Genomic DNA, 20,594 nt, shown 5'->3' with positions numbered 1-20,594 from the left:
AGGAGAAATCCTCCCTTACCCTCATTCCTTTACGATAGGTCGAGAAAACAGCGAAGTCAACGACGATATTTCAGGCGAAAACCACCTGCGCCCAGCGCGCCAGACCAGCGGTCACCGAGCCAAAATCGTCGCCACCGGCAATCGGAATGCCGGGAAGCTGTTGGGCCAGCGCCTTCTTAATCAGCGGTGAGCGTGCGCTGCCGCCGGTTAAGTAGATGACATCCGGCTTTTCGTTGCTGTTTTCCAGCGCCAGCTGCACCTGTTCAAGGATGCGCGTCAGCGGCTGATTCAGCGCCGCTTCCAGCCCATCCTGGCTGATGGCAGTCGCCAGTTCGTCGCTGATAAACGGCAGCGAGGTATCAATTTGTGCGGTTTCGGACAGCGCGATTTTGCTCTCTTCGGCGCTGCGCACCAGACGGTAGCTCAGGCGCTGCTGCCAGACCTTATACAGCAGGGCGACTTTCTCGGCGTCGCGGGCGTCGCGCGCCAGGTCGCGCAGCAGTCGGCCGTTAGCCGCGCTGTAGAAATCGGTTTGCGCCGGAACGTCGTTGATAGCCACCGCGTTCCACCATGGCAGAATTGGCAGGGCGATGCCTTTTTCGGTGTCGCCGCCCATACCGAGCAGCGGCATCAGACTCTTAAAGGCCAGCGCGATGTCCAGGTCGTTACCGCCGACGCGGCAGCCGCTGTGACCAAGCAGGCTCTGTTCACGGTCGTGGCGGGTGCGCCACTGCGGCCCCATCAGCAGCACCGAGCAGTCGGTGGTACCGCCGCCGATATCGACGACCAGCACGCGTTTTTCTTCACTCAGTGTGGCTTCGAAATCGAGCCCCGCGGCAACCGGTTCATACTGGAACACCACCTCACGGAAGCCCGCGCGCTTTGCCGCACGTTCAAGGATGCCGACCGCCTGGGCGTTAGCGTCGTCGCCACCGAGGCCCTGGAAGTTAATCGGGCGACCGATCACCGCCTGGTCGAGGTTATCCGTAAGCTGCGACTGCGCCTGCTGGCGAATATGCAGCATCATCGAGCAGACCAGGTCTTCGAATACCGCCACCTGCTGCGGCTTCAGGCCGCTGGCGCCAAGGAACGATTTCGGTGATTTAACAAAATAGACCTCTTCCGGGTCGGCGATGTACTGCTTGAGCGACGCGAGGCCAAACTGCACGCTATTGCTCAGTACGTCGATATCTTCTTCGCGGTTGAAGTTCATCGCCCGACGCAGCAGCGCCTGCGCTTCATCGCCGGTGGCAGGCACCTGATGGTGGCGATAAAGCCACTCGCTCACCGCTTCGCGCGTTGGCGCCGCGAGCATTGAAGGCAGCAGCGTACTGCCGTTTTCCATCGTCAGCATGCGCGGTGCGCCATCCTGCATCACGGCGATAGAACAGTTCGCCGTCCCGTAGTCAAAACCAATAAACACGACAATTATCCCCATGCCAGTGAAGAAAGGGGGGCGACTTTAGCGGAATGTCGCGAAGGCGGCAACTGGAATATGAAAGCAAGGTCACTGACGTGATAACCCGCTATGCTATTACGCTCGGCTTATCGCTATGTGCTTAAGGAGCAACGATGTTTGAACTGCCGTGGTTACCGCCGTACGACTGGCAATGGATGTTTGGCTTTCTGCAGGCGCGTGCCGTCAGCGGCATTGAACGTTTTGACGACGGTAGCTACTCCCGCAGCTGGCGCTGTGGCGAACATCACGGGCTTATCACCATGACGCCGGACACGGCGCACTACCGACTTTGCGTCACGCTCTCCACCGGGCTTTTACCCGTGGCCGACCGGGCGCTGGCAGGCGTGGAAAAGCTGTTGGACCTGCGCTGCTGTCCGCAGCAAATTCAGCATGCGCTGGGCGATCTCGCTGCCGCCAGACCGGGGCTGCGTCTGCCGGGAGCACTTGAGCCATTTGAACAGGGGATAAGGGCGATTCTTGGCCAGCTTGTGAGTGTGAAGATGGCGGCGAAGCTGACAGGCAGCGTGGTGGCGCTCTATGGCGAACCGTTGGCTGAAGAGGAGGGCTTTTTCCTGTTTCCTACCGCCGCGCGTCTGGCGGCGGGCGACCCGCTGGCGCTGAAAGTGCTGGGGATGCCGCTAAAACGCGCGGAGGCGCTTATCTATTTCGCGCAGGCGACGGTCAACGGCGAGCTGCCGCAAGCGCTGCCTGAGGATGTTCCCCTGGCGCTTAAAACGCTACAGCAGTTTCCCGGCATTGGCCGCTGGACGGCAAACTACTTCGCACTGCGTGCCTGGCAGGCGAAGGATATTTTCCTGCCGGATGATTACCTGATCAAACAGCGTTTCCCGGGAATGACGCCCGCGCAAATTCGCGTTTACGCCGAGCGCTGGCAACCCTGGCGCTCTTACGCGTTATTGCATATCTGGCATACGGACGACTGGTCGCCGGTATGAATCACCGGCGTGTAGACCGTGACTCTGCCACGTCCGTTGTTTTTCGACTCGTAGCAGGCGGCGTCGGCCTGTACCAGCAGTTCCGCCAGTTTAGCGTTGTGCTCATGCACCAGGGTTAACCCGGCGCTGGCGCCCACCCGGTGCAGGCGGCCTGCCCAGATAAATTCGTAGTGATTAATCGCCTCGACGACGCGCTCGGTGGCGTTCACCGCCTGCTCGGTGGAGCAGTGGCGCAGAATAAAACCGAACTCATCGCCGCCGAGGCGCGCCAGAATATCGCTGGGGCGCAGCATTGAGCGCATCAACGAGGCAATTTCGTGCAGCAGCGCATCGCCTGCCGCATGTCCCGCGCTGTCGTTGACCGCCTTAAAGAAATCAAGGTCGAGCATAATCAGCGCGTGCGACTGGTGGCTGCCCGGCAGCACTTTCAACAGCCCTTTGAGCTGGCTTTCAAAGCTTGAACGATTGGGCAGACCGGTCAATGCATCGTGGGTCGCGCTGTAGCTGAGCTGGCGCAGCAGTTTGCGCGATTCGGTAACGTCCTGAATGACCAGCACGAAGCCGATATGCTCCCCCTCAAGGGTTTTTAGCGGCGTCATGCTGTAGTGGATGTCAAAGCTGTCGCCATAGCGGTTTTTCAAGCTATTATCGTACTCGGCGTCGCTTTCTGGACCCGCCTGCGCGCTGAGGGCTTCCAGTATCTCTCCACCTGGCCCCTCGGTAATACGTAACACGGTAAGCAATGGCTTGCCTTGCGCTTCTGACTGCTTCCAGCCGCACATTTTTTCAGCGACCGGATTCATGAAAATAATGTTTTGCTTATTGTCAGTGCTGATCACCGCATCATGAATGGAGTCGAGGGTGATATGCAGGCGCTCTTTTTCCTGGAACAGCGCTTCGTTGGCCTGGGTGAGCTCCGCCATCAGCGCTTTATTCGCTTCGCGGCTTTTTTTCAGCGAGTTGATATCTTCAACCTGCTTAATAAAATAGAGCGGCGTGCCGTCGTTATTGCGCACGACCGAGACGGCAAGCAGCGCCCAGACCACCTCTCCGTGCTTGGTGCAGTAGCGTTTCTCCAGCGAATAGCTGTCAACTTCCCCGCGATTCAGCCGATCGAGTTGGGCCAAATCGGTAGCTAAATCTTCCGGCCAGGTCACCTGCTGGAAGGTCATCCGGTGCAACTCGTCCTGGCTGTAGCCAAGGAAGGCGCTCAGCGATTTGTTGACCTGCAGCCACTGCCCGTAGGTATCGACCAGCGCCATGCCGATGGCGGAATACTCCATCGCGTTACGGAAGCGAGTTTCGCTCTCGGCAATATGTCGGCGTTCGTTGTGCACGGCGTACATGGCGATGCTCATTACGCCGGTCGGCAGCAGCACCATCAGGAACGGCAGTCCCGGCATATTGTGCAGGCGATAGCTATTGAGGGTGTTCTCAATCATGTGCTGAACCAGCGGGTGCAAAGAGGTCAGCATCAGCACCACCATAATGGTCAGCAAGGAGATGATAAACGCCTCTAAACGCGGTAGGCGCACGGCGCTCCACATCAGCAACACCATGATGAAGGTGAACGGCCACGGTAGATAGAGCATTGCTGTAATACTTAGTGCCAGGGTAAGCACGGCGGTCAGCAGCGTGGAAACCAGCAGCGCGGTATTTTGATAACGCGTGGCAAACCGGGCTTTCAGCAGCAGGCCAATCGGAACCAGCGCTAACGCGCCAGTGGCCTCGGCAAGCACCCAGACTATCAGCGTTTGCAATGCGTTCGTGCCGGGAGAGAGGCTGGCGACCAGAATGCCGCCCAGCAACGCTGGCACCAGCGCGCAGGCGATCGCCATGCGGGTCCAGTCCACCAGGTTTTGCAGCGGGTTATCGAGCACCAGCCAGCGACGTAGCAGCAATGCGCCGACCAGCGCCTCCAGAATGTTAATCGCCGGATAAGTCAGCGTCACCGCCGACGGGGAGTAGAGGCTCGTTGCGGTAATAATACCCAGCGCGCCCGCCAGCCCAATACCGGGCCACAGGGAACGCTTAAAACGATAGAATCCTGCCATCATGACCGCCGTCGGGAACCACACTGGCGACAGGTCACTTGGCTGATGCATCAGCGCGAACGAATAGAGCGTGAACAGGAACGTCAGGAACCCGAGGCCAAACAGGAGTTGCGCCGTACGAAACGGTGAGGTCAGGGCGATGGGGATGTACAGTTTTTCTTTCTTCATTACCACGATTATCCGGAACGACACACTCCGGCCTTGCTGACATTACCGCTGATTATGCACCAACTTACGCGCCTTTTATCGGATCGGTGACACTTATTGACAATAATCGGCAATTGATCACAAGTGTAATATTTACTTCGTGAATAACGACTTGCGCCGAAACGCGCCTCGACAGCGTTTCACCGATTGTCACCGCAGAACGATGCATTCGACTGGTATCGTCGCTATGAAATCCCTATAATTGCCGCGTTTGGCGCGGGTACACCTGATTATTCAGAGCTTCACCTCTTGAATAATATTGTCTGTCCGTGCCGTCCTTCCTATCATCCAGGTTAATCGGGTCGCAAAATTTATGACTGATAAGTCTCATCAGTGCGTCATTGTAGGCATCGCCGGCGCATCGGCTTCAGGTAAAAGTCTTATTGCTAGTACGCTGTATCGCGAATTACGCGAGCAGGTTGGTGATGAGCATATCGGTGTTATCCCTGAAGATAGCTATTACAAAGACCAAAGTCACCTGTCCATGGAAGATCGGGTAAAAACCAATTATGACCATCCTAACGCGATGGACCACAGTCTGCTGTTCCAGCATTTGCAGACCTTAAAACGCGGCACCGCTATCGAACTGCCGGTCTATAGTTACGTCGAGCACACCCGTACCCAGGAAACGATCCACATCGAACCGAAAAAAGTGATCATCCTTGAAGGGATCCTGCTGCTGACGGATGCGCGCCTGCGTGAAGAGATGAACTTCTCTATTTTCGTTGATACCCCGCTGGATATTTGCCTGATGCGTCGTATCAAGCGTGACGTTAACGAACGCGGGCGTTCGATGGACTCGGTGATGGCTCAGTATCAGAAAACCGTGCGTCCAATGTTCCTGCAGTTTATCGAACCGTCCAAGCAGTACGCCGACATCATCGTGCCGCGTGGGGGGAAAAACCGCATCGCTATCGACATTCTGAAAGCGAAAATTAGTCAGTTTTTTGAATAACTCACGCGAATTGTGTAACGTGCATTAATAGCCCTCAACCATGCCGGAAGAGGGCAGGTAGTACATAAAGGAGAGTGATATGCGTCTGTGCGACCGAGACATAGAAGCCTGGCTGGATGACGGCCGACTGTCGATTAACCCGCGTCCGCCGATTGAGCGTATCAACGGCGCGACGGTTGACGTGCGTTTAGGTAACAAATTTCGTACCTTCAGCGGTCATACGGCGGCCTATATTGATTTAAGCGGGCCGAAGGCGGAAGTCAGCGCGGCGCTGGATCGCGTCATGAGCGAAGAGATTGTGCTGCCAGAGGGCGATGCTTTCTATCTGCACCCGGGAGAACTGGCGCTGGCGGTGACGCTGGAGTCGGTGACGCTGCCGGCGGATCTGGTCGGCTGGCTCGACGGGCGCTCCTCGCTGGCGCGTCTGGGGCTGATGGTACACGTGACCGCCCACCGTATCGATCCAGGCTGGTCCGGCTGTATCGTGCTGGAGTTCTACAATTCAGGCAAACTGCCGCTGGCACTGCGTCCGGGGATGTTAATTGGCGCGCTGAGCTTCGAGCCGCTGTCTGGCCCGGCCGATCGCCCGTACAACCGTCGTGAAGATGCGAAATATCGCGATCAGCAGGGTGCGGTCGCCAGTCGTATTGATAAAGACTGATCCGCCGCGAACCTGATGAGGGTGCCATGAGACGAATATTGACGACGCTGATGATCCTGCTGGTGGTGCTGGTCGCTGGACTATCATCGCTGGTGCTGCTGGTGAATCCCAACGATTTCCGCAGCTATATGGTGAAACAGGTTGAAGCACGTAGTGGTTATCAGCTCCAGCTTGATGGCTCGTTGCGCTGGCACGTCTGGCCGCGTCTGAGCATCCTCTCGGGTCGTATGACCTTAACCGCGCCGGGGGCCAGCGCGCCGCTGGTACGGGCGGACAATATGCGTCTTGACGTGGCGCTGATGCCGCTGCTTTCGCATCAGCTTCAGGTAAAGCAGGTGATGCTTAAAGGCGCGGTGATTCAACTAACGCCGCAAACCGAAGCCGAACGTGCGCAAAATGCCCCGGTGGCGCCAAAAGGCACGTCGCTGCCGCAGGAGCCCGGCAGTAGCGGCTGGTCCTTTGATATTGCTGCACTGCAGGTCGTGGATAGCGTGCTGGTCTTCCAGCATGAAGACGACGAGCAGGTGACGGTGCGCGATATTCGTCTGCAGATGGAACAGGATGCCAACCATCGGGCAGAAGTCGATTTCTCCGGTCGCCTCAACCGCGACCAGCGCGATTTAACCCTCAGTTTTTCTGCCCAGGTTCAGGCTGCAGACTACCCGCATAGCCTGGACGCGCAGCTGTCGCAGCTTAGCTGGCAGCTCCAGGGCGCAGACCTTCCGGCGCAGGGCATCAGCGGAAACGGCAGCCTGAACGCCAACTGGCAGGAGGAGGCGAAAAAGCTCAGCTTTAGCGCCCTGAACCTGACGGCGAACGACAGTTCATTGACCGGTGCGGGTAGCGTAATACTCGACGATCACCCTATCTGGGCGCTGGATCTGCAGTCCGATAAACTCAATCTTGATAACCTGCTGCTGCATTCGGATATTCTGCCGAGCGGCGGTGGTGAAGTCCAAAAGGCGCAGGCGACGCCAAAACAGCCGCGTCCGATTATCGCCAATGGCGTGAAGGTGGTGCCATACAGCGGGCTGCACAGCTTTGACGGCACGCTGGCGATGACGGCGAAACAGGTGATCTGGCGTGAGATGCCGTTTACCGACGTGCGGATTCAGGCTGATAACCAGCGCGGGTTGCTGCACATCGCCCAACTGGAAGGAAAACTCGACGGCGGGACGCTCTCGTTGCCGGGTACGGTAGACGCTCGTAACGGCGCACCGCAAGCTGAGTTCCAGCCGAAGATCGATAACATCGAGATAGGCAGTCTGCTGAAAGCCTTTAATTACCCGATAGACATGGCCGGTAAAATGTCGCTGGCGGGGGATTTCTCCGGCTCGGTGGTGGATGCCAACCATTTCCGTCGCGACTGGCAGGGTCAAGCATCCATTGAAATGCACGATACCCGTACCGAAGGGCTCAACTTCCAGCAACTGGTGCAGCAGGCGGTGGAGCGCAGCTCCGACGTACGCGCTAAGGAAAACGACGACAGCGCGACGCGCCTCGATAAGCTCACCGCTGATATCGATCTCGACAGCGGCATTCTGACCCTCGATAACATGAACGGCTCGTCATCGCTAATGTCATTAACCGGCAAAGGCGCGCTGGACCTGGTGAAAGAAGAGGGGGATATGCAGTTCGCTATTCAGGTGACTGATGGATGGCAGGGCGAGGGCAAGCTGGTGGATATGCTTAAGCGCACTGCGATTCCACTGCGGGTTTACGGCAAATGGTCAGAGCTGAATTACAGTTTGCAGGTTGATCAGATCCTGCGGCGTCAGCTGCAAAATGAAGCGAAGCGTCGGCTGAATGATTGGGCTGAGCGCAATAAAAACACTCAGTCCGGCAAAGACGTGCAGAAACTCTTGAATAAGCAGTAGCTGTTAAAAACCCGGCGTCGCTTCGCTCGGCCGGGCTACAATTTGTGCATTCGGTAGCCCGGCCGGGCGAAGCGACGCCGGGATGCGTTCCTCACTACACTTCGTAATCCCACTCATCATCCCGCGGCGGCGGGATAATCTGCACTTTCTGTACCCGGTGGCTCTCAACCTGCAGGGTCTTGAGCGTCCACGGGCCAATCTGCACTTCCTCACCGGCTTTCGGAATACGCTGCAGGTGCTCCATCAGTAGCCCGGCGATGGTGTGGTACTCACGCTTCTCGTCCAGCGGCAGCGGAATGTACTGCACTAAATCTTCCAGCGGCATATGCCCGTTAGCGGTCCAGGTGCCGTCGGCATTTTTCTGAATGTCGTGGCGGGCATCAATCTCTTCCGCTTCGTTTGGCAGATTACCGGCGATGGTTTCCGTCACGTCGCTGAGCGTCACAATCCCTTCCACCGAGCCAAATTCATCCACCACGAAGGCGAAGTGGGTGCGGGCGTTACGGAACTGCTCCAGCGCCGACAGCAGCGGCAGCGCTTCCGGGAACACCAGCGGCTGGCGGATTAACACCCGCAGATCCAGCGGCTCACCGCGCAGCGATTGTTGTAACAGGTCGATGACGTGTACAACGCCGAGCAAATCCTCTTCATCATCGCCGCCGGTAACCACCAGGCGGGTGTGCTGGTTTTTCTCCAGCAGCGCGCGCACTTCGCTTTCCGGCGCGCTCAGGTCGATGTGCTCAATATCATGACGTGAGGTCATAATGCTGCTTACCGTACGCTGGTTGAGGTTCAGCACGCGCTCAATCATCCGCCGCTCCTGCGGGTCGAAGATTTGCTGGTCGCTCTGGTCTACCAGCAGTGAAGCGGTACCCGCATCAAGTTCGGCATCCTCTTTTTGGCCGCTCAGCAGACGCATCACCGCCTCGGTGGTGCGGCTTCGCAGCGACTGATTGGCGGTAAGGAAGCGGCGACGGTTAAAGATAGCCAGCTGGTTTAAGAACTCGATCATTACCGAGAAACCGATGGCGGCGTATAGATAGCCTTTTGGTATGACGAGGCCGAAACCTTCCGCTACCAGGCTAAAGCCAATCATCAGCAGGAAGCTCAGACAGAGAATCACAATCGTTGGGTGGCTGTTCACAAAGCGGGTTAGCGCCCGGCTGGCCATCAGCATCAGGCTGATAGCAATAATGACCGCGGCCATCATGACTGCCAGATGGTCGACCATGCCGACGGCGGTGATCACCGAATCAAGCGAGAAGACCGCATCCAACACCACGATTTGCGCGACAACGCCCCAAAAACGCGCGCCGCGGCGCTGCGTCGGATTGTCGCTATCTTTCCCCTCCAGCCGCTCGTTAAGCTCTACCGTGGCTTTAAACAGCAGGAAGAAGCCACCGACCAGCATAATCAGGTCGCGGGCGCTAAAGGTGAAGTCGCGGACGCTAAACAGCGGTTTGGTCAGGGTGACCAGCCACGAGATAGAGGCTAGCAGCAGCAGGCGCATCAGCATCGCCAGAATCAGCCCGGTGACGCGCGCGCGGTCGCGTTGGGCTGGCGGCAGTTTTTCGGCGAGGATGGCGATAAACACCAGATTATCAATTCCGAGAACCAGCTCGATGACGACCAGCGTCACGAGTCCCGCCCAAATAGACGGATCGGCAATCCATTCCATACGTTGGTTAAAACCTTATGTTATATGACGAATTGATCATGGATAAAGCGACGGCAAATTGCAACGTCTGGCTGCGATTTCTCGCAGCAAAAAATCAATGTACAACAGGAAATAATAGTGAAAAATGGCCCTGAATTTATTATTGATAATATATTTTTCGGTATGGCGTAATTTAATTTGTCAACATAAAGAAAATCCTAAAAAGTCATACGGTATTGATCTTAATCTTATTCTTAAAATTATTTTTTAGGCGGAGCTAACCTTGCCTGCTATTCGCTTAGCTGCAACAATTCTCCCGGTACTGAATGGAATAGCCATTGATGTACGTCATGAAATAGTCATGCGGGAATGAAAGTCTCTGCATTATATATCCAGGAATATTCTCCATTCTTATTTTTGGTGTGGTTAGATTCCATATAACAACATGATTTTTAGGTGAATTGGTAGCTATGAGCCAAGGGCGGTAGCGTGCCTGAAGGCGTGAAGCGAAGCCTCGATTATTCTGTCAATAGCCTGCGGATGAATCCAAACTTTTTTCGGATATATGCCAGTTATATTCGCCGGTAATTAAATGCATGGTGGATGTACGGGTAATCAAATGGTACGGATTAATTTAATTCGCACAGGATAATTTTCTGCCAAAGTGATAAATAATCAATGATGAAATCCAAACTAAAATTGATGCCATTATTGGTGTCGGTAACCTTGATGAGTGGTTGCACCATACTTCCCGGCAGCAATATGTCTACCTACGGAAAAGATGTGATTAAGCAGCAGGATGCTGATTATGACATTGGCCGGATGGTGAATGTTTATCCGCTGACCCCGCGACTGATTGAGCAATTACGCCCGCGTCCTAACGTCGCGCAGCCCAACATGTCGCTGGATCAGGAGTTAAGCAATTACCAGTACCGCGTGGGGTCGGGCGATGTGCTGAACGTCACCGTCTGGGATCACCCGGAACTGACGACCCCGGCGGGGCAGTATCGTAGTTCCAGCGATACCGGCAACTGGGTTCAGCCTGATGGCACCATCTTCTATCCCTACATCGGCAAAGTGCAGGTTAAAGGGCGCACGCTGGCGGAAATCCGTCAGACCATCACCCAACGCCTGGCAGCCTATATCACCGACCCGCAGGTTGATGTCAACGTTGCCGCCTTCCGTTCGCAAAAAGTCTACGTCTCCGGTCAGGTGAATAAATCCGGCCAGCAGGCGATTACCAACGTGCCGCTGACCGTGCTGGACGCCATTAACGCCGCTGGCGGACTGGGTGAACTGGCCGACTGGCGCAACGTGGTGCTCACTCATGACGGGCGTGAGCAGCGTATCTCCGTACAGGCGCTGATGCAGAACGGCGATCTGAGCCAGAACCGGCTGCTTTATCCGGGCGATATTCTGTTCGTACCGCGCAACGACGATCTGAAAGTGTTCGTGATGGGCGAAGTGAAGAAACAGAGCACGCTCAAAATGGACTTCAGCGGCATGACGCTGACCGAGGCGCTCGGCCAGGCGGAAGGTATCGACCTGACGACCTCAGACGCCAGCGGCATCTTCGTGATTCGTCCAACCAAAGAGGGCAACAACGGCAAGATGGCCAACGTCTATCAGCTGGATATGTCCGATGCCACCTCGCTGGTGATGGCGACCAACTTTGTCCTGCAGCCTTACGACGTGGTTTACGTCACTACCGCACCGGTTGCCCGTTGGAACCGTCTGATCAACCAACTGTTGCCGACCATCAGTGGCGTTCGCTACATGACCGATACGGCAAAAGACATTCACACCTGGTAACCGCCATGTTTAACAAAATTCTTGTGGTATGCGTGGGGAACATCTGCCGTTCCCCTACGGCAGAACGTTTATTACGCCGTCATCTTCCGGCGGTGACCGTTGACTCGGCGGGGCTGGGAGCGCTGGTGGGAAAAACGGCGGATGAACGCGCCGTCAGCGTCGCAGCAGTGCATGACATTTCGCTTGAGGGGCACTGCGCGCGGCAAATCTCCGGGCGCATGTGCCGGGAGTACGACCTGATTCTGGCGATGGAGAGACGGCACGTTGCCACCCTGCATGAAATGGCGCCGGAGATGCGCGGCAAGGTGATGCTGTTTGGCCATTGGGATAACGAGCGCGAGATCCCCGATCCGTATCGCAAAAGCCGCGAGGCGTTTGAAGCGGTGTACCAGTTACTCGACAGGTCTGCCAGCCAGTGGGCGCAGGCATTGAAAGCGCAGCAGGGATAACCATGACTGATAAAGTAAAACAGATAAGCCCGGCGGCCTCGGGCGGCGATGAGATTGATATTGGCCGCCTGGTGGGAACCGTTATTGAAGCCAAGTGGTGGGTGGCTGGCATTACGGCGCTGTTCGCCGCCGCCGCGATTGTCTACGCCATCTTCGCCACGCCTATCTACAGCGCTGATGCGCTGGTGCGTATTGAGCAGAATCAGGGAAGCGCGCTGGTGCAGGACATCAGCAACGCCTTAACCAGCAAGCCACCGGCCTCCGAGGCGGAGATTCAGATGATCACCTCGCGTCTGGTGCTGGGCAAAACCGTCGACGAGCTGGACCTCGATATTGCGGTCAGCAAAAACACCTTCCCTGTCCTGGGCGCAGGGTGGGATCGCCTGATGGGGCGTCAGAACCAGACCGTCAAAGTCACCACCTTCGAACGTCCGGCCGCAATGGCGGACAGCACCTTCACGCTGGATGTGCTGAGCCCAACTACTTACCGTTTCAGCAACGATAGTGGTTTCAGCGCTGAGGGCAAAGTGGGTGAACCTGTCAATAAAGGCGGCGTGTCGCTCATGGTTGCGGGGATTGCCGCCGATGAAGGGGCCAGCTTTACGGTCACCAAATACTCGACGCTGGGGATGATCAATACCCTGCAAAACAGCCTGAGCGTCACTGAGGACGGCAAAGACTCCGGCGTGCTGACGCTGACCATGGTGGGGGAAGACAAAGACCAGATCCGCGAAATCCTCAACAGCATTGCCCGCAACTATGTGGCGCAGAACGTCGCGCGCAAATCTGAAGAGGCGGCGAAGAGCTTGGAGTTCCTCGAAGTGCAGCTGCCGCAGGTGCGCAGCCAGCTTGATATCGCCGAAAACAAACTCAACGCCTACCGTCAGCAGAAGGACTCCGTCGACCTGCCGCTGGAGGCCAAGTCGGTGCTCGACTCGATGGTCAACATTGATGCTCAGCTTAATGAACTGACTTTCCGTGAGGCGGAAATTTCCAAGCTCTACACCAAAATCCACCCGGCGTACCGCACGCTGCTGGAAAAACGTCGGGCGCTGGAAGAAGAGAAAGCGAAGCTCAGCCAGCGCGTGACGGCAATGCCGAAAACCCAGCAGGAGATTGTGCGTCTGACCCGCGACGTGGAGTCCGGTCAGCAGGTCTATATGCAGCTGCTGAACAAACAGCAGGAGCTGAAAATTACCAAAGCCAGCACCGTGGGCGATGTCCGTATCGTCGACCCGGCGATTACCCAGCCGGGCGTGGTGAAGCCGAAGAAAGCGCTGATTGTGCTGGGGAGCATTATTCTTGGCCTGATGCTGTCGATTGTTGGCGTGCTGCTGCGCTCGCTGTTTAACCGCGGCATCGAAAGCCCGCAGGTGCTGGAAGAGCACGGTATTAACGTGTATGCCAGCATCCCGCTCTCTGAATGGCAGAAATCCCGCGATAGCGTGAAGAGCGTCAACGGCGTGAAACGCTACAAGCAGAGTCAGCTGCTGGCGGTAGGTAACCCAACCGATCTCGCCATTGAAGCCATCCGCAGCCTGCGCACCAGCCTGCACTTCGCCATGATGCAGGCGCAAAACAACGTGCTGATGATGACCGGGGTCAGCCCTTCAATCGGTAAGACCTTCGTCTGCGCCAACCTCGCGGCGGTGATTAGCCAGACCAACAAGCGGGTGCTGATGATCGACTGCGATATGCGTAAGGGCTACTCCCACGAGCTGCTCGGCACCACCAATGACAACGGCCTGTCGGAGGTGCTGGTGGGCAAAACGGCGATTGAGCACTGCGCGAAGAAAACGTCGGTAGCCAACTTCGACCTCGTCCCTCGCGGGCAGATCCCGCCGAACCCGTCTGAACTGCTGATGGGGGAGCGTTTCAGTGAACTGCTGAAGTGGGGGAGCGCGAACTACGACCTGGTGCTGATAGATACCCCACCAATTCTCGCCGTCACCGACGCTGCGATTGTGGGCCGCCATGCGGGCACCACGCTGATGGTGACGCGTTACGCGGTCAATACGCTCAAAGAAGTGGAGACCAGCCTGAGCCGCTTTGAGCAGAACGGCATCGCGGTGAAAGGGGTGATCCTCAACTCTATTTTCCGCCGTGCTACCGGTTATCAGGATTACGGCTATTACGAGTACGAGTATCAGTCGGATTCTAAATAGTATTTTCCCCCTCACCCTAACCCTCTCCCCATAGGGGAGAGGGGACCGTCCGGTTTTCTCCCTCGCCCCTATGGGGAGAGGGTCGGGGTGAGGGGAATAACCGCCCAATTGCCTATTCAGGGATATCCCATGCCAACAGACTATCCGTTGATCTCCATCTATATGCCGACCTGGAACCGACAGCAGCTGGCGATTCGCGCCATCAAATCGGTTCTGCGTCAGGACTATCCCCATTGGGAAATGATTATCGTCGATGACTGCTCCAGCAGCTTCGAGCAGCTCCAGCAGTACATCACCGAACTGAACGATAGCCGCGTGAAGTACACCCATAACGCCTTTAATTCCGGTGCCTGCGCGGTGCGCAACCAGGCAATTTTACAGGCTAAAGGCCAGTTTATTACCGGCATCGACGACGACGATGAGTGGACGCCAACCCGGATCTCAACCTTTCTGGCGGACAAGCAGCAGCTCACCAATCATGCGTTTCTCTACGCCAACGACTATGTCTGCGAAGGGGAGGTCTATTCGCAGCCGGCCAGCCTGCCGCTGTACCCGAAATCACCGTTCTCGCGTGAGCTGTTCTACAAGCGCAACATCATTGGCAATCAGGTGTTTAGCTGGGCCTGGCGTTTTAAAGAGTGCCTGTTCGATACCGAACTGAAGGCGGCACAGGATTACGACATCTTTCTGCGTATGGTGATGGCCTACGGCGAACCGTGGAAAATTGAGGCGGCGACACAAATCCTGCACATCAACCACGGGGAGATGCAGATAACCTCTTCGCCGAAAAAATTCTCCGGCTACTTCAGCTTCTATCGCAAGCATAAAGAGAAGTTTGACCGCGCCAGCAAGAAGTACCAGCTGTTCACCCTGTACCAGATTCGCAATAAACGGATGACCTGGAAGACGTTTCTGACGCTGCTGTCGGTGCGTAACGGTAAGCGCTGGGTTGATGGATTACGGAGTAAATAATGCTGCTGGAAGATTTACGTGCCAATAGCTGGAGCCTGCGCCCGTGCTGCATGGTGGTGGCCTATCGCCTCGCTCATTTTTGCTCAGTGTGGCGTAAGAAAAACGTGCTCAACAATCTGTGGGCCGCGCCGGTGCTGGTGCTCTATCGCCTCATCACCGAATGCGTCTTTGGCTATGAAATTCAGGCGGCGGCGACCATTGGCCGACGTTTCACCATTCACCACGGCTATGCGGTGGTGATTAATAAAAACGTGGTGGCGGGGGATGACTTCACCATTCGCCACGGCGTGACGCTCGGTAACCGTGGCCCAGATAGCCTGGCCTGCCCGACGTTGGGTAACGGCGTGGAACTGGGCGCCAACGTGGTCATCATCGGCGGCGTCACCATCGGTAATCAGGTGACCATCGGCGCGGGAAGCGTGGTGCTGGACGATATTCCCGACCATGCGCTGGTAGTGGGCGAAAAAGCACGAGTGAAGGTAATCAAATGAATATTCTGCAATTTAACGTGCGTCTTGCTGAAGGTGGCGCGGCGGGCGTGGCGCTGGATCTGCATCAGCGCGCGCTGCGTCAGGGGCTGTCCTCGCAGTTTGTCTACGGCTACGGTAAGGGCGGCAAAAAGAGCGTCAGCCACGAGCGTTATCCGCAGGTGGTAAAGCAGACCGCGCGCCTGACCTCGATAGCGAACCTGGCGCTGTTCCGCCTGTTTAACCGCGACCTGTTTGGCAACCTGAATAACCTTTATCGCCAGGTGACCCGCACCGAAGGGCCGGTGGTGCTGCATTTTCACGTCATGCACAGTTACTGGCTGAACCTGGCGGAGATTATTGATTTTTGCGAGCGTGTAAAAGCGCACAAAGCGGACGTCACGCTGGTCTGGACGCTGCACGACCACTGGAGCGTGACCGGGCGCTGCGCGTTTCTCGACGGCTGCGATGGCTGGAAAAACGGCTGTCTGAAGTGCCCGACGCTCGACAACTATCCGCCGGTTAAGGTCGATCGTGCGCATCAGCAGGTGGAGGAAAAGCGCCATCTCTTTCGCCGTATGCTCGCGCTCGGCTGCCAGTTTATCTCCCCGAGCCAGCACGTGGCCGAAGCGTTTAATAGCCTGTATGGCCCGGGACGCTGCCTGATTATCAACAACGGCATTGATGTTGCCACCGAAGCGATTCTGGCGGAGCTGAAGCCAATGACGGCGACCACGCCGCGGCCGAAAATTGCCGTTGTCGCCCACGACCTTCGCTACGACGGTAAAACCAACCAGCGCCTGGTGCGCGACATTATGGCGCTCGGCGAGAAAGTGGAAATTCATACCTTCGGTAAGTTTTCGCCGTTTGAAGGCGCGAATGTGGTGAACCACGGTTTTCTCACCGACAAGCGTCAGTTGATGAGCGAACTCAACCCGCTCGATGCGCTGCTGTTTAGCTCTCGCGTCGATAACTACCCGCTGATCCTCTGCGAAGCGCTCTCTATTGGCGTGCCGGTGATTGCCACCCACAGCGAGGCGGCAAAAGAGGTGCTGGAAAAATCCGGCGGCCATACGGTTGACGAAAGCGCGGTGCTTTCGCTGGTGCAGCGGTCAAAAGCGGAGATCGCTGAAGCGGTGTTTGGCACGACGCTCGGCGCATTCAGCGCCCGCAGCCGTAAGGCCTATAGCGGACAACAGATGCTGGAGGAATATGTCTCGTTCTATCAGAGTCTGTAGCTATTTGCTGCTGCCGTTAATCTATCTGCTGGTTAACGTGAAGCTGGCGCAGCTCGGCGAGAGCTTTCCCATCACCATCGTGACCTTCCTCCCGTTGCTGCTGCTGCTATTTGTTGAACGCATTAACCTGAAAAAGCTGATGATTGCCCTCGGGCTGGGCGTCGGGTTAACGCTGTTCAACTACGTGTTCGGTCAGTCGCTGGATCCGAGCAAATACGTCACCTCGACGATGCTGTTTGTCTACATCGTTATCATCATTGGCATGGTCTGGAGCATTCGCTTTAAAACCATTTCGCCGCATAACCACCGTAAGATCCTGCGCTTCTTTTACGTCGTTATCGGTATCGTGGTGATGCTGGCGGCGCTTGAAATGGTGCAAATTATTCTCTCCGGCAGCAGTAGCCTGATTGAGATGATTTCGAAATATCTTATTTACAGTAATAGCTATGTACTGAACTTTATCAAATTCGGCGGGAAGCGTACCACGGCGCTCTATTTTGAACCGGCATTCTTCGCTCTGGCATTAATCTCAATTTGGCTTTGCATCAAACAGTTTGGTATCAAAACCCCAAAATCTGATGCTATGATTCTCGCAGGGATAATTCTTTCAGGATCGTTCTCCGGGGTAATGACATTTATCCTGTTTTACCTGCTGGAGTGGGCGTTTCAGTATCTGAACAAAGAGGCGATTAAAAAGAAATTACCGTTAGCAATTATTTCTTTAGGCGCATTTTTTGTTGGTTTGATATTTGCTGGCCCCTATATTGCGGAACGTGTTGGTGACCTGGGAACGGAAGGTTCGTCATCGTATTACCGTATTATTGGCCCACTGGTGATGGTCGGTTATTCATTAACCAGTGTTGATGGGGTGGTGCGTTTCGGTTCTCTTTACGAATATGTTGCATCATTCGGAATATTTAACGGTGCGGATGTCGGTAAAACCATAGACAATGGCCTGTATCTGTTAATGATCTATTTTTCCTGGTTTGCCGTGATATTAACAATCGGCTACCTGTATTACGTGTTTAAAATGTTCATTAACGCTTTTGGGAATAATCGCAATTTCGCCGTGCAGCTGTATTTATTCACGCCGGTATCACTGTTTTTTACCGGTTCGATATTTAGCCCGGAATATGCATTTTTAATTGTGTGTCCTTTTATTCTGCGTAAAGCGCTGAATATTGCCGACAGCAGATGAGGTGGAACATGTTGTTAAGTGTGGTGACCGTGGCGTTTCGCAACGTGGAAGGCGTGATGAAAACCTGGCGTTCGCTGGCCCATCTGGCGAACGATCCGAGCCTTGCATTTGAGTGGATTGTGGTCGACGGCGGTTCAGAAGATGGCACCGCAGAGTTTCTCGAAAAACGTAATGGGCAGTACCAGTTACGCTACGTCAGCGAGCCGGATAAAGGGCTGTATGACGCGATGAATAAAGGCATTCGCATGGCGCAGGGCAAGTTCGTGTTGTTCCTTAACTCCGGCGACAGCTTTCACCCGGATGTCTCGCAGTTTGTCCGCCAGCTTCGCGGCAAGAGCGATGATGCCATGTACCTCGGTGATGCGATGCTCGACTTCGGCGATGGCACCCAGATTCGCCGCAGTGCGAAGCAGGGCTGGTATATTTACCACAGCCTGCCGGCGAGCCATCAGGCTATTTTCTTCCCACTGCGTGGGTTGAAAAATTATCCATATGATGTGCAGTACCGCGTGTCGTCAGATTATGCGTTGGCCGCCAGAATGTATAAGTCAGGCTATGCCTTTAAGCGAATTAAAGGTTTGGTGTCGGAGTTTTCAATGGGCGGTGTGTCAACCACCAATAATCTGCAATTGTGTCAGGATGCCAAAAAAGTGCAGCAAGAAATATTACGTATGCCAGCCGTACTGACGGAATTATCTTATTTATTACGCCTGCGGACGACCGGAAAAACCAAAGCCTTATATCACAAAGCATAAGGAATCAGGATGCAGGAATTATCTGGCTTTACGGTGCCCAAAGGTTTTCGCGGTGCCGGGGGCATTAAAGTTCAACTCTGGTGGGCGGTGCAGGCGACATTATTTGCCTGGTCCCCGCAGATACTCTACCGCTGGCGCGTATTTTTATTGCGTTTGTTCGGCGCAAAAATAGGAAAAAACGTAGTGATTCGCCCATCGGTAAAAATCACCTATCCGTGGAAATTAACCATCGGTGATTATGCCTGGGTTGGGGACGATGCAGTGTTATATACCCTCGGTGATATTACCCTTGGGGCAAATTCAGTCGTCTCACAGAAATGTTATTTATGCACCGGCAGCCACGATTATCAGAGCGCGCATTTTGATATTAATGCCACGCCGATTGTGGTCGGCGAGAAATGCTGGCTGGCAACGGATGTCTTCGTTGCTCCCGGCGTCACGATTGGCGACGGCACCATCGTCGGTGCACGAAGCAGCGTTTTTAAATCGCTACCGGCAAAGGTGATTTGCCGTGGCAATCCCGCAGTGGTCACGCGTGAACGCGTTGAGAAAGTTACTCCCTAAACGGGACTATTTGAGGAAAATATAATGTCGAAAGTCGCACTTATTACCGGCGTAACCGGGCAGGATGGTTCTTATCTGGCGGAACTGCTGCTGGAAAAAGGGTATGAAGTTCACGGGATCAAACGTCGTGCTTCCTCTTTTAACACCGAACGTGTCGATCACATCTACCAGGATCCGCACAGCAGCAACCCGAAATTTCACCTGCACTATGGCGATTTGACCGACAGCTCCAACCTGACGCGTATTCTGCAGGAAGTGCAGCCGGACGAAGTGTACAACCTCGGTGCGATGAGCCACGTGGCGGTGTCGTTTGAATCTCCGGAATATACCGCCGACGTGGATGCGATGGGCACGCTGCGCCTGCTGGAAGCCATCCGTTTCCTGGGCCTGGAGAAGAAAACCCGTTTCTATCAGGCGTCCACCTCTGAACTGTACGGCCTGGTGCAAGAGATCCCGCAGAAAGAGACCACGCCGTTCTACCCCCGCTCGCCGTATGCCGTTGCCAAACTGTATGCCTACTGGATCACCGTCAACTACCGTGAATCCTACGGTATGTACGCCTGTAACGGCATCCTGTTCAACCACGAATCCCCGCGCCGTGGCGAAACCTTCGTGACCCGCAAAATCACCCGCGCGATTGCCAACATCGCCCAGGGTCTGGAGAAGTGCCTGTACCTCGGCAACATGGACTCCCTGCGTGACTGGGGCCATGCCAAAGACTACGTCAAAATGCAGTGGATGATGCTGCAGCAGGAACAGCCGGAAGATTTCGTTATCGCCACCGGCGTGCAGTATTCCGTACGCCAGTTCGTTGAAATGGCGGCAGCACAGCTCGGTATCAAACTGCGCTTTGAAGGCACCGGCGTGGAAGAGAAGGGGATTGTAGTTTCCGTCACCGGTCATGATGCGCCGGGCGTGAAGCCGGGTGATGTGATGGTGGCCGTTGACCCACGCTACTTCCGTCCGGCGGAAGTGGAAACCCTGCTGGGCGACCCAACCAAAGCGCACGAAAAACTGGGCTGGAAACCGGAAATCACCCTGCAGGAGATGGTCTCTGAAATGGTCGCCAAAGACCTTGAAGCGGCGAAAAAACACTCCCTGCTGAAATCCCACGGTTACGAAGTGGCGATCGCGCTGGAGTCTTAAGC

Annotated in this window: 17 protein-coding genes; 14 read left to right on the top strand and 3 right to left on the bottom strand. The window is 55.6% G+C overall.

Annotated features, from left to right (window positions below):
* Positions 1–70 precede the first annotated feature (70 nt).
* Positions 71–1,423: a molecular chaperone gene (gene yegD, locus FHC49_RS07155; RefSeq protein ID WP_220439391.1), complete on the bottom strand. Its 1,353-nt coding sequence runs from the start codon at positions 1,421–1,423 to the stop codon at positions 71–73.
* A gap of 149 nt (positions 1,424–1,572) precedes the next feature.
* On the opposite strand from yegD, the gene alkA reads away from it, so the two are divergent.
* Complete coding sequence (gene alkA / locus FHC49_RS07150; RefSeq protein WP_220439390.1) at positions 1,573–2,415, top strand: DNA-3-methyladenine glycosylase 2; 843 nt, start codon at positions 1,573–1,575, stop codon at positions 2,413–2,415.
* On the opposite strand, the gene FHC49_RS07145 is transcribed toward alkA, so the two are convergent.
* Entirely contained in the window at positions 2,367–4,637 is a 2,271-nt protein-coding gene (locus tag FHC49_RS07145) for a PAS domain S-box protein (protein ID WP_220439389.1), read from the bottom strand. The two genes, alkA and FHC49_RS07145, sit on opposite strands and share 49 nt — an antisense overlap.
* A 352-nt stretch (positions 4,638–4,989) precedes the next feature.
* Between FHC49_RS07145 and udk the strand changes: the two genes are divergently transcribed.
* The 3 genes from udk to asmA all read left to right on the top strand — a co-directional run bounded on the left by udk (position 4,990) and on the right by asmA (position 8,169).
* Positions 4,990–5,631 (top strand): uridine kinase, encoded by a 642-nt coding sequence (udk, locus tag FHC49_RS07140; protein WP_185666974.1) that lies wholly within the window; start codon positions 4,990–4,992, stop codon positions 5,629–5,631.
* 79 nt (positions 5,632–5,710) lie between these two features.
* Positions 5,711–6,292: a dCTP deaminase gene (gene dcd, locus FHC49_RS07135; RefSeq protein ID WP_185666975.1), complete on the top strand. Its 582-nt coding sequence runs from the start codon at positions 5,711–5,713 to the stop codon at positions 6,290–6,292.
* A gap of 26 nt (positions 6,293–6,318) precedes the next feature.
* Complete coding sequence (gene asmA / locus FHC49_RS07130; RefSeq protein WP_220439388.1) at positions 6,319–8,169, top strand: outer membrane assembly protein AsmA; 1,851 nt, start codon at positions 6,319–6,321, stop codon at positions 8,167–8,169.
* A 94-nt stretch (positions 8,170–8,263) separates the two neighbouring features.
* Here asmA and FHC49_RS07125 read toward each other — a convergent pair whose 3' ends face one another.
* Complete coding sequence (locus FHC49_RS07125) at positions 8,264–9,847, bottom strand: TerC family protein (RefSeq protein WP_220439387.1); 1,584 nt, start codon at positions 9,845–9,847, stop codon at positions 8,264–8,266.
* 657 nt (positions 9,848–10,504) lie between these two features.
* Between FHC49_RS07125 and FHC49_RS07120 the strand changes: the two genes are divergently transcribed.
* From FHC49_RS07120 to gmd, 10 genes are all read left to right on the top strand, one after another.
* Positions 10,505–11,638, top strand: coding sequence for a polysaccharide export protein (locus FHC49_RS07120; RefSeq protein ID WP_185666978.1), 1,134 nt, complete (start codon positions 10,505–10,507; stop codon positions 11,636–11,638).
* Between the two features lie 5 nt (positions 11,639–11,643).
* Positions 11,644–12,087: a low molecular weight protein-tyrosine-phosphatase Wzb gene (gene wzb / locus FHC49_RS07115; RefSeq protein ID WP_220439386.1), complete on the top strand. Its 444-nt coding sequence runs from the start codon at positions 11,644–11,646 to the stop codon at positions 12,085–12,087.
* Positions 12,088–12,089: 2 nt separating this feature from the next.
* Positions 12,090–14,252: a tyrosine-protein kinase Wzc gene (gene wzc / locus FHC49_RS07110; protein ID WP_220439385.1), complete on the top strand. Its 2,163-nt coding sequence runs from the start codon at positions 12,090–12,092 to the stop codon at positions 14,250–14,252.
* A 129-nt stretch (positions 14,253–14,381) separates the two neighbouring features.
* Positions 14,382–15,224, top strand: coding sequence for a colanic acid biosynthesis glycosyltransferase WcaA (gene wcaA / locus FHC49_RS07105; RefSeq protein ID WP_220439384.1), 843 nt, complete (start codon positions 14,382–14,384; stop codon positions 15,222–15,224).
* A 2-nt stretch (positions 15,225–15,226) separates the two neighbouring features.
* Entirely contained in the window at positions 15,227–15,715 is a 489-nt protein-coding gene (gene wcaB / locus FHC49_RS07100; RefSeq protein ID WP_220439427.1) for a colanic acid biosynthesis acetyltransferase WcaB, read from the top strand.
* Positions 15,712–16,929 (top strand): colanic acid biosynthesis glycosyltransferase WcaC, encoded by a 1,218-nt coding sequence (wcaC, locus tag FHC49_RS07095; RefSeq protein WP_220439383.1) that lies wholly within the window; start codon positions 15,712–15,714, stop codon positions 16,927–16,929. The genes wcaB and wcaC overlap by 4 nt, the downstream gene beginning before the upstream one ends.
* On the top strand, positions 16,904–18,127 hold the full coding sequence (wcaD, locus tag FHC49_RS07090; RefSeq protein WP_220439382.1) for a colanic acid polymerase WcaD: 1,224 nt from the start codon (positions 16,904–16,906) through the stop codon (positions 18,125–18,127). The genes wcaC and wcaD overlap by 26 nt, the downstream gene beginning before the upstream one ends.
* An 8-nt stretch (positions 18,128–18,135) precedes the next feature.
* Positions 18,136–18,882, top strand: a complete 747-nt coding sequence (wcaE, locus tag FHC49_RS07085; protein ID WP_220439381.1) for a colanic acid biosynthesis glycosyltransferase WcaE — start codon at positions 18,136–18,138, stop codon at positions 18,880–18,882.
* Positions 18,883–18,891: 9 nt separating this feature from the next.
* Positions 18,892–19,446, top strand: a complete 555-nt coding sequence (gene wcaF / locus FHC49_RS07080) for a colanic acid biosynthesis acetyltransferase WcaF (RefSeq protein WP_185666985.1) — start codon at positions 18,892–18,894, stop codon at positions 19,444–19,446.
* A 24-nt stretch (positions 19,447–19,470) separates the two neighbouring features.
* On the top strand, positions 19,471–20,592 hold the full coding sequence (gmd, locus tag FHC49_RS07075) for a GDP-mannose 4,6-dehydratase (RefSeq protein ID WP_185666986.1): 1,122 nt from the start codon (positions 19,471–19,473) through the stop codon (positions 20,590–20,592).
* Positions 20,593–20,594 lie beyond the last annotated feature (2 nt).

The organism is Kluyvera sp. EC_51 (genome assembly GCF_019584505.1).
Classification (GTDB): Bacteria; Pseudomonadota; Gammaproteobacteria; order Enterobacterales; family Enterobacteriaceae; genus Kluyvera; species Kluyvera sichuanensis.
The sequence above is the reverse complement of the archived record's forward strand: the minus strand, read 5'-3'. Positions and strand labels throughout refer to the sequence as shown.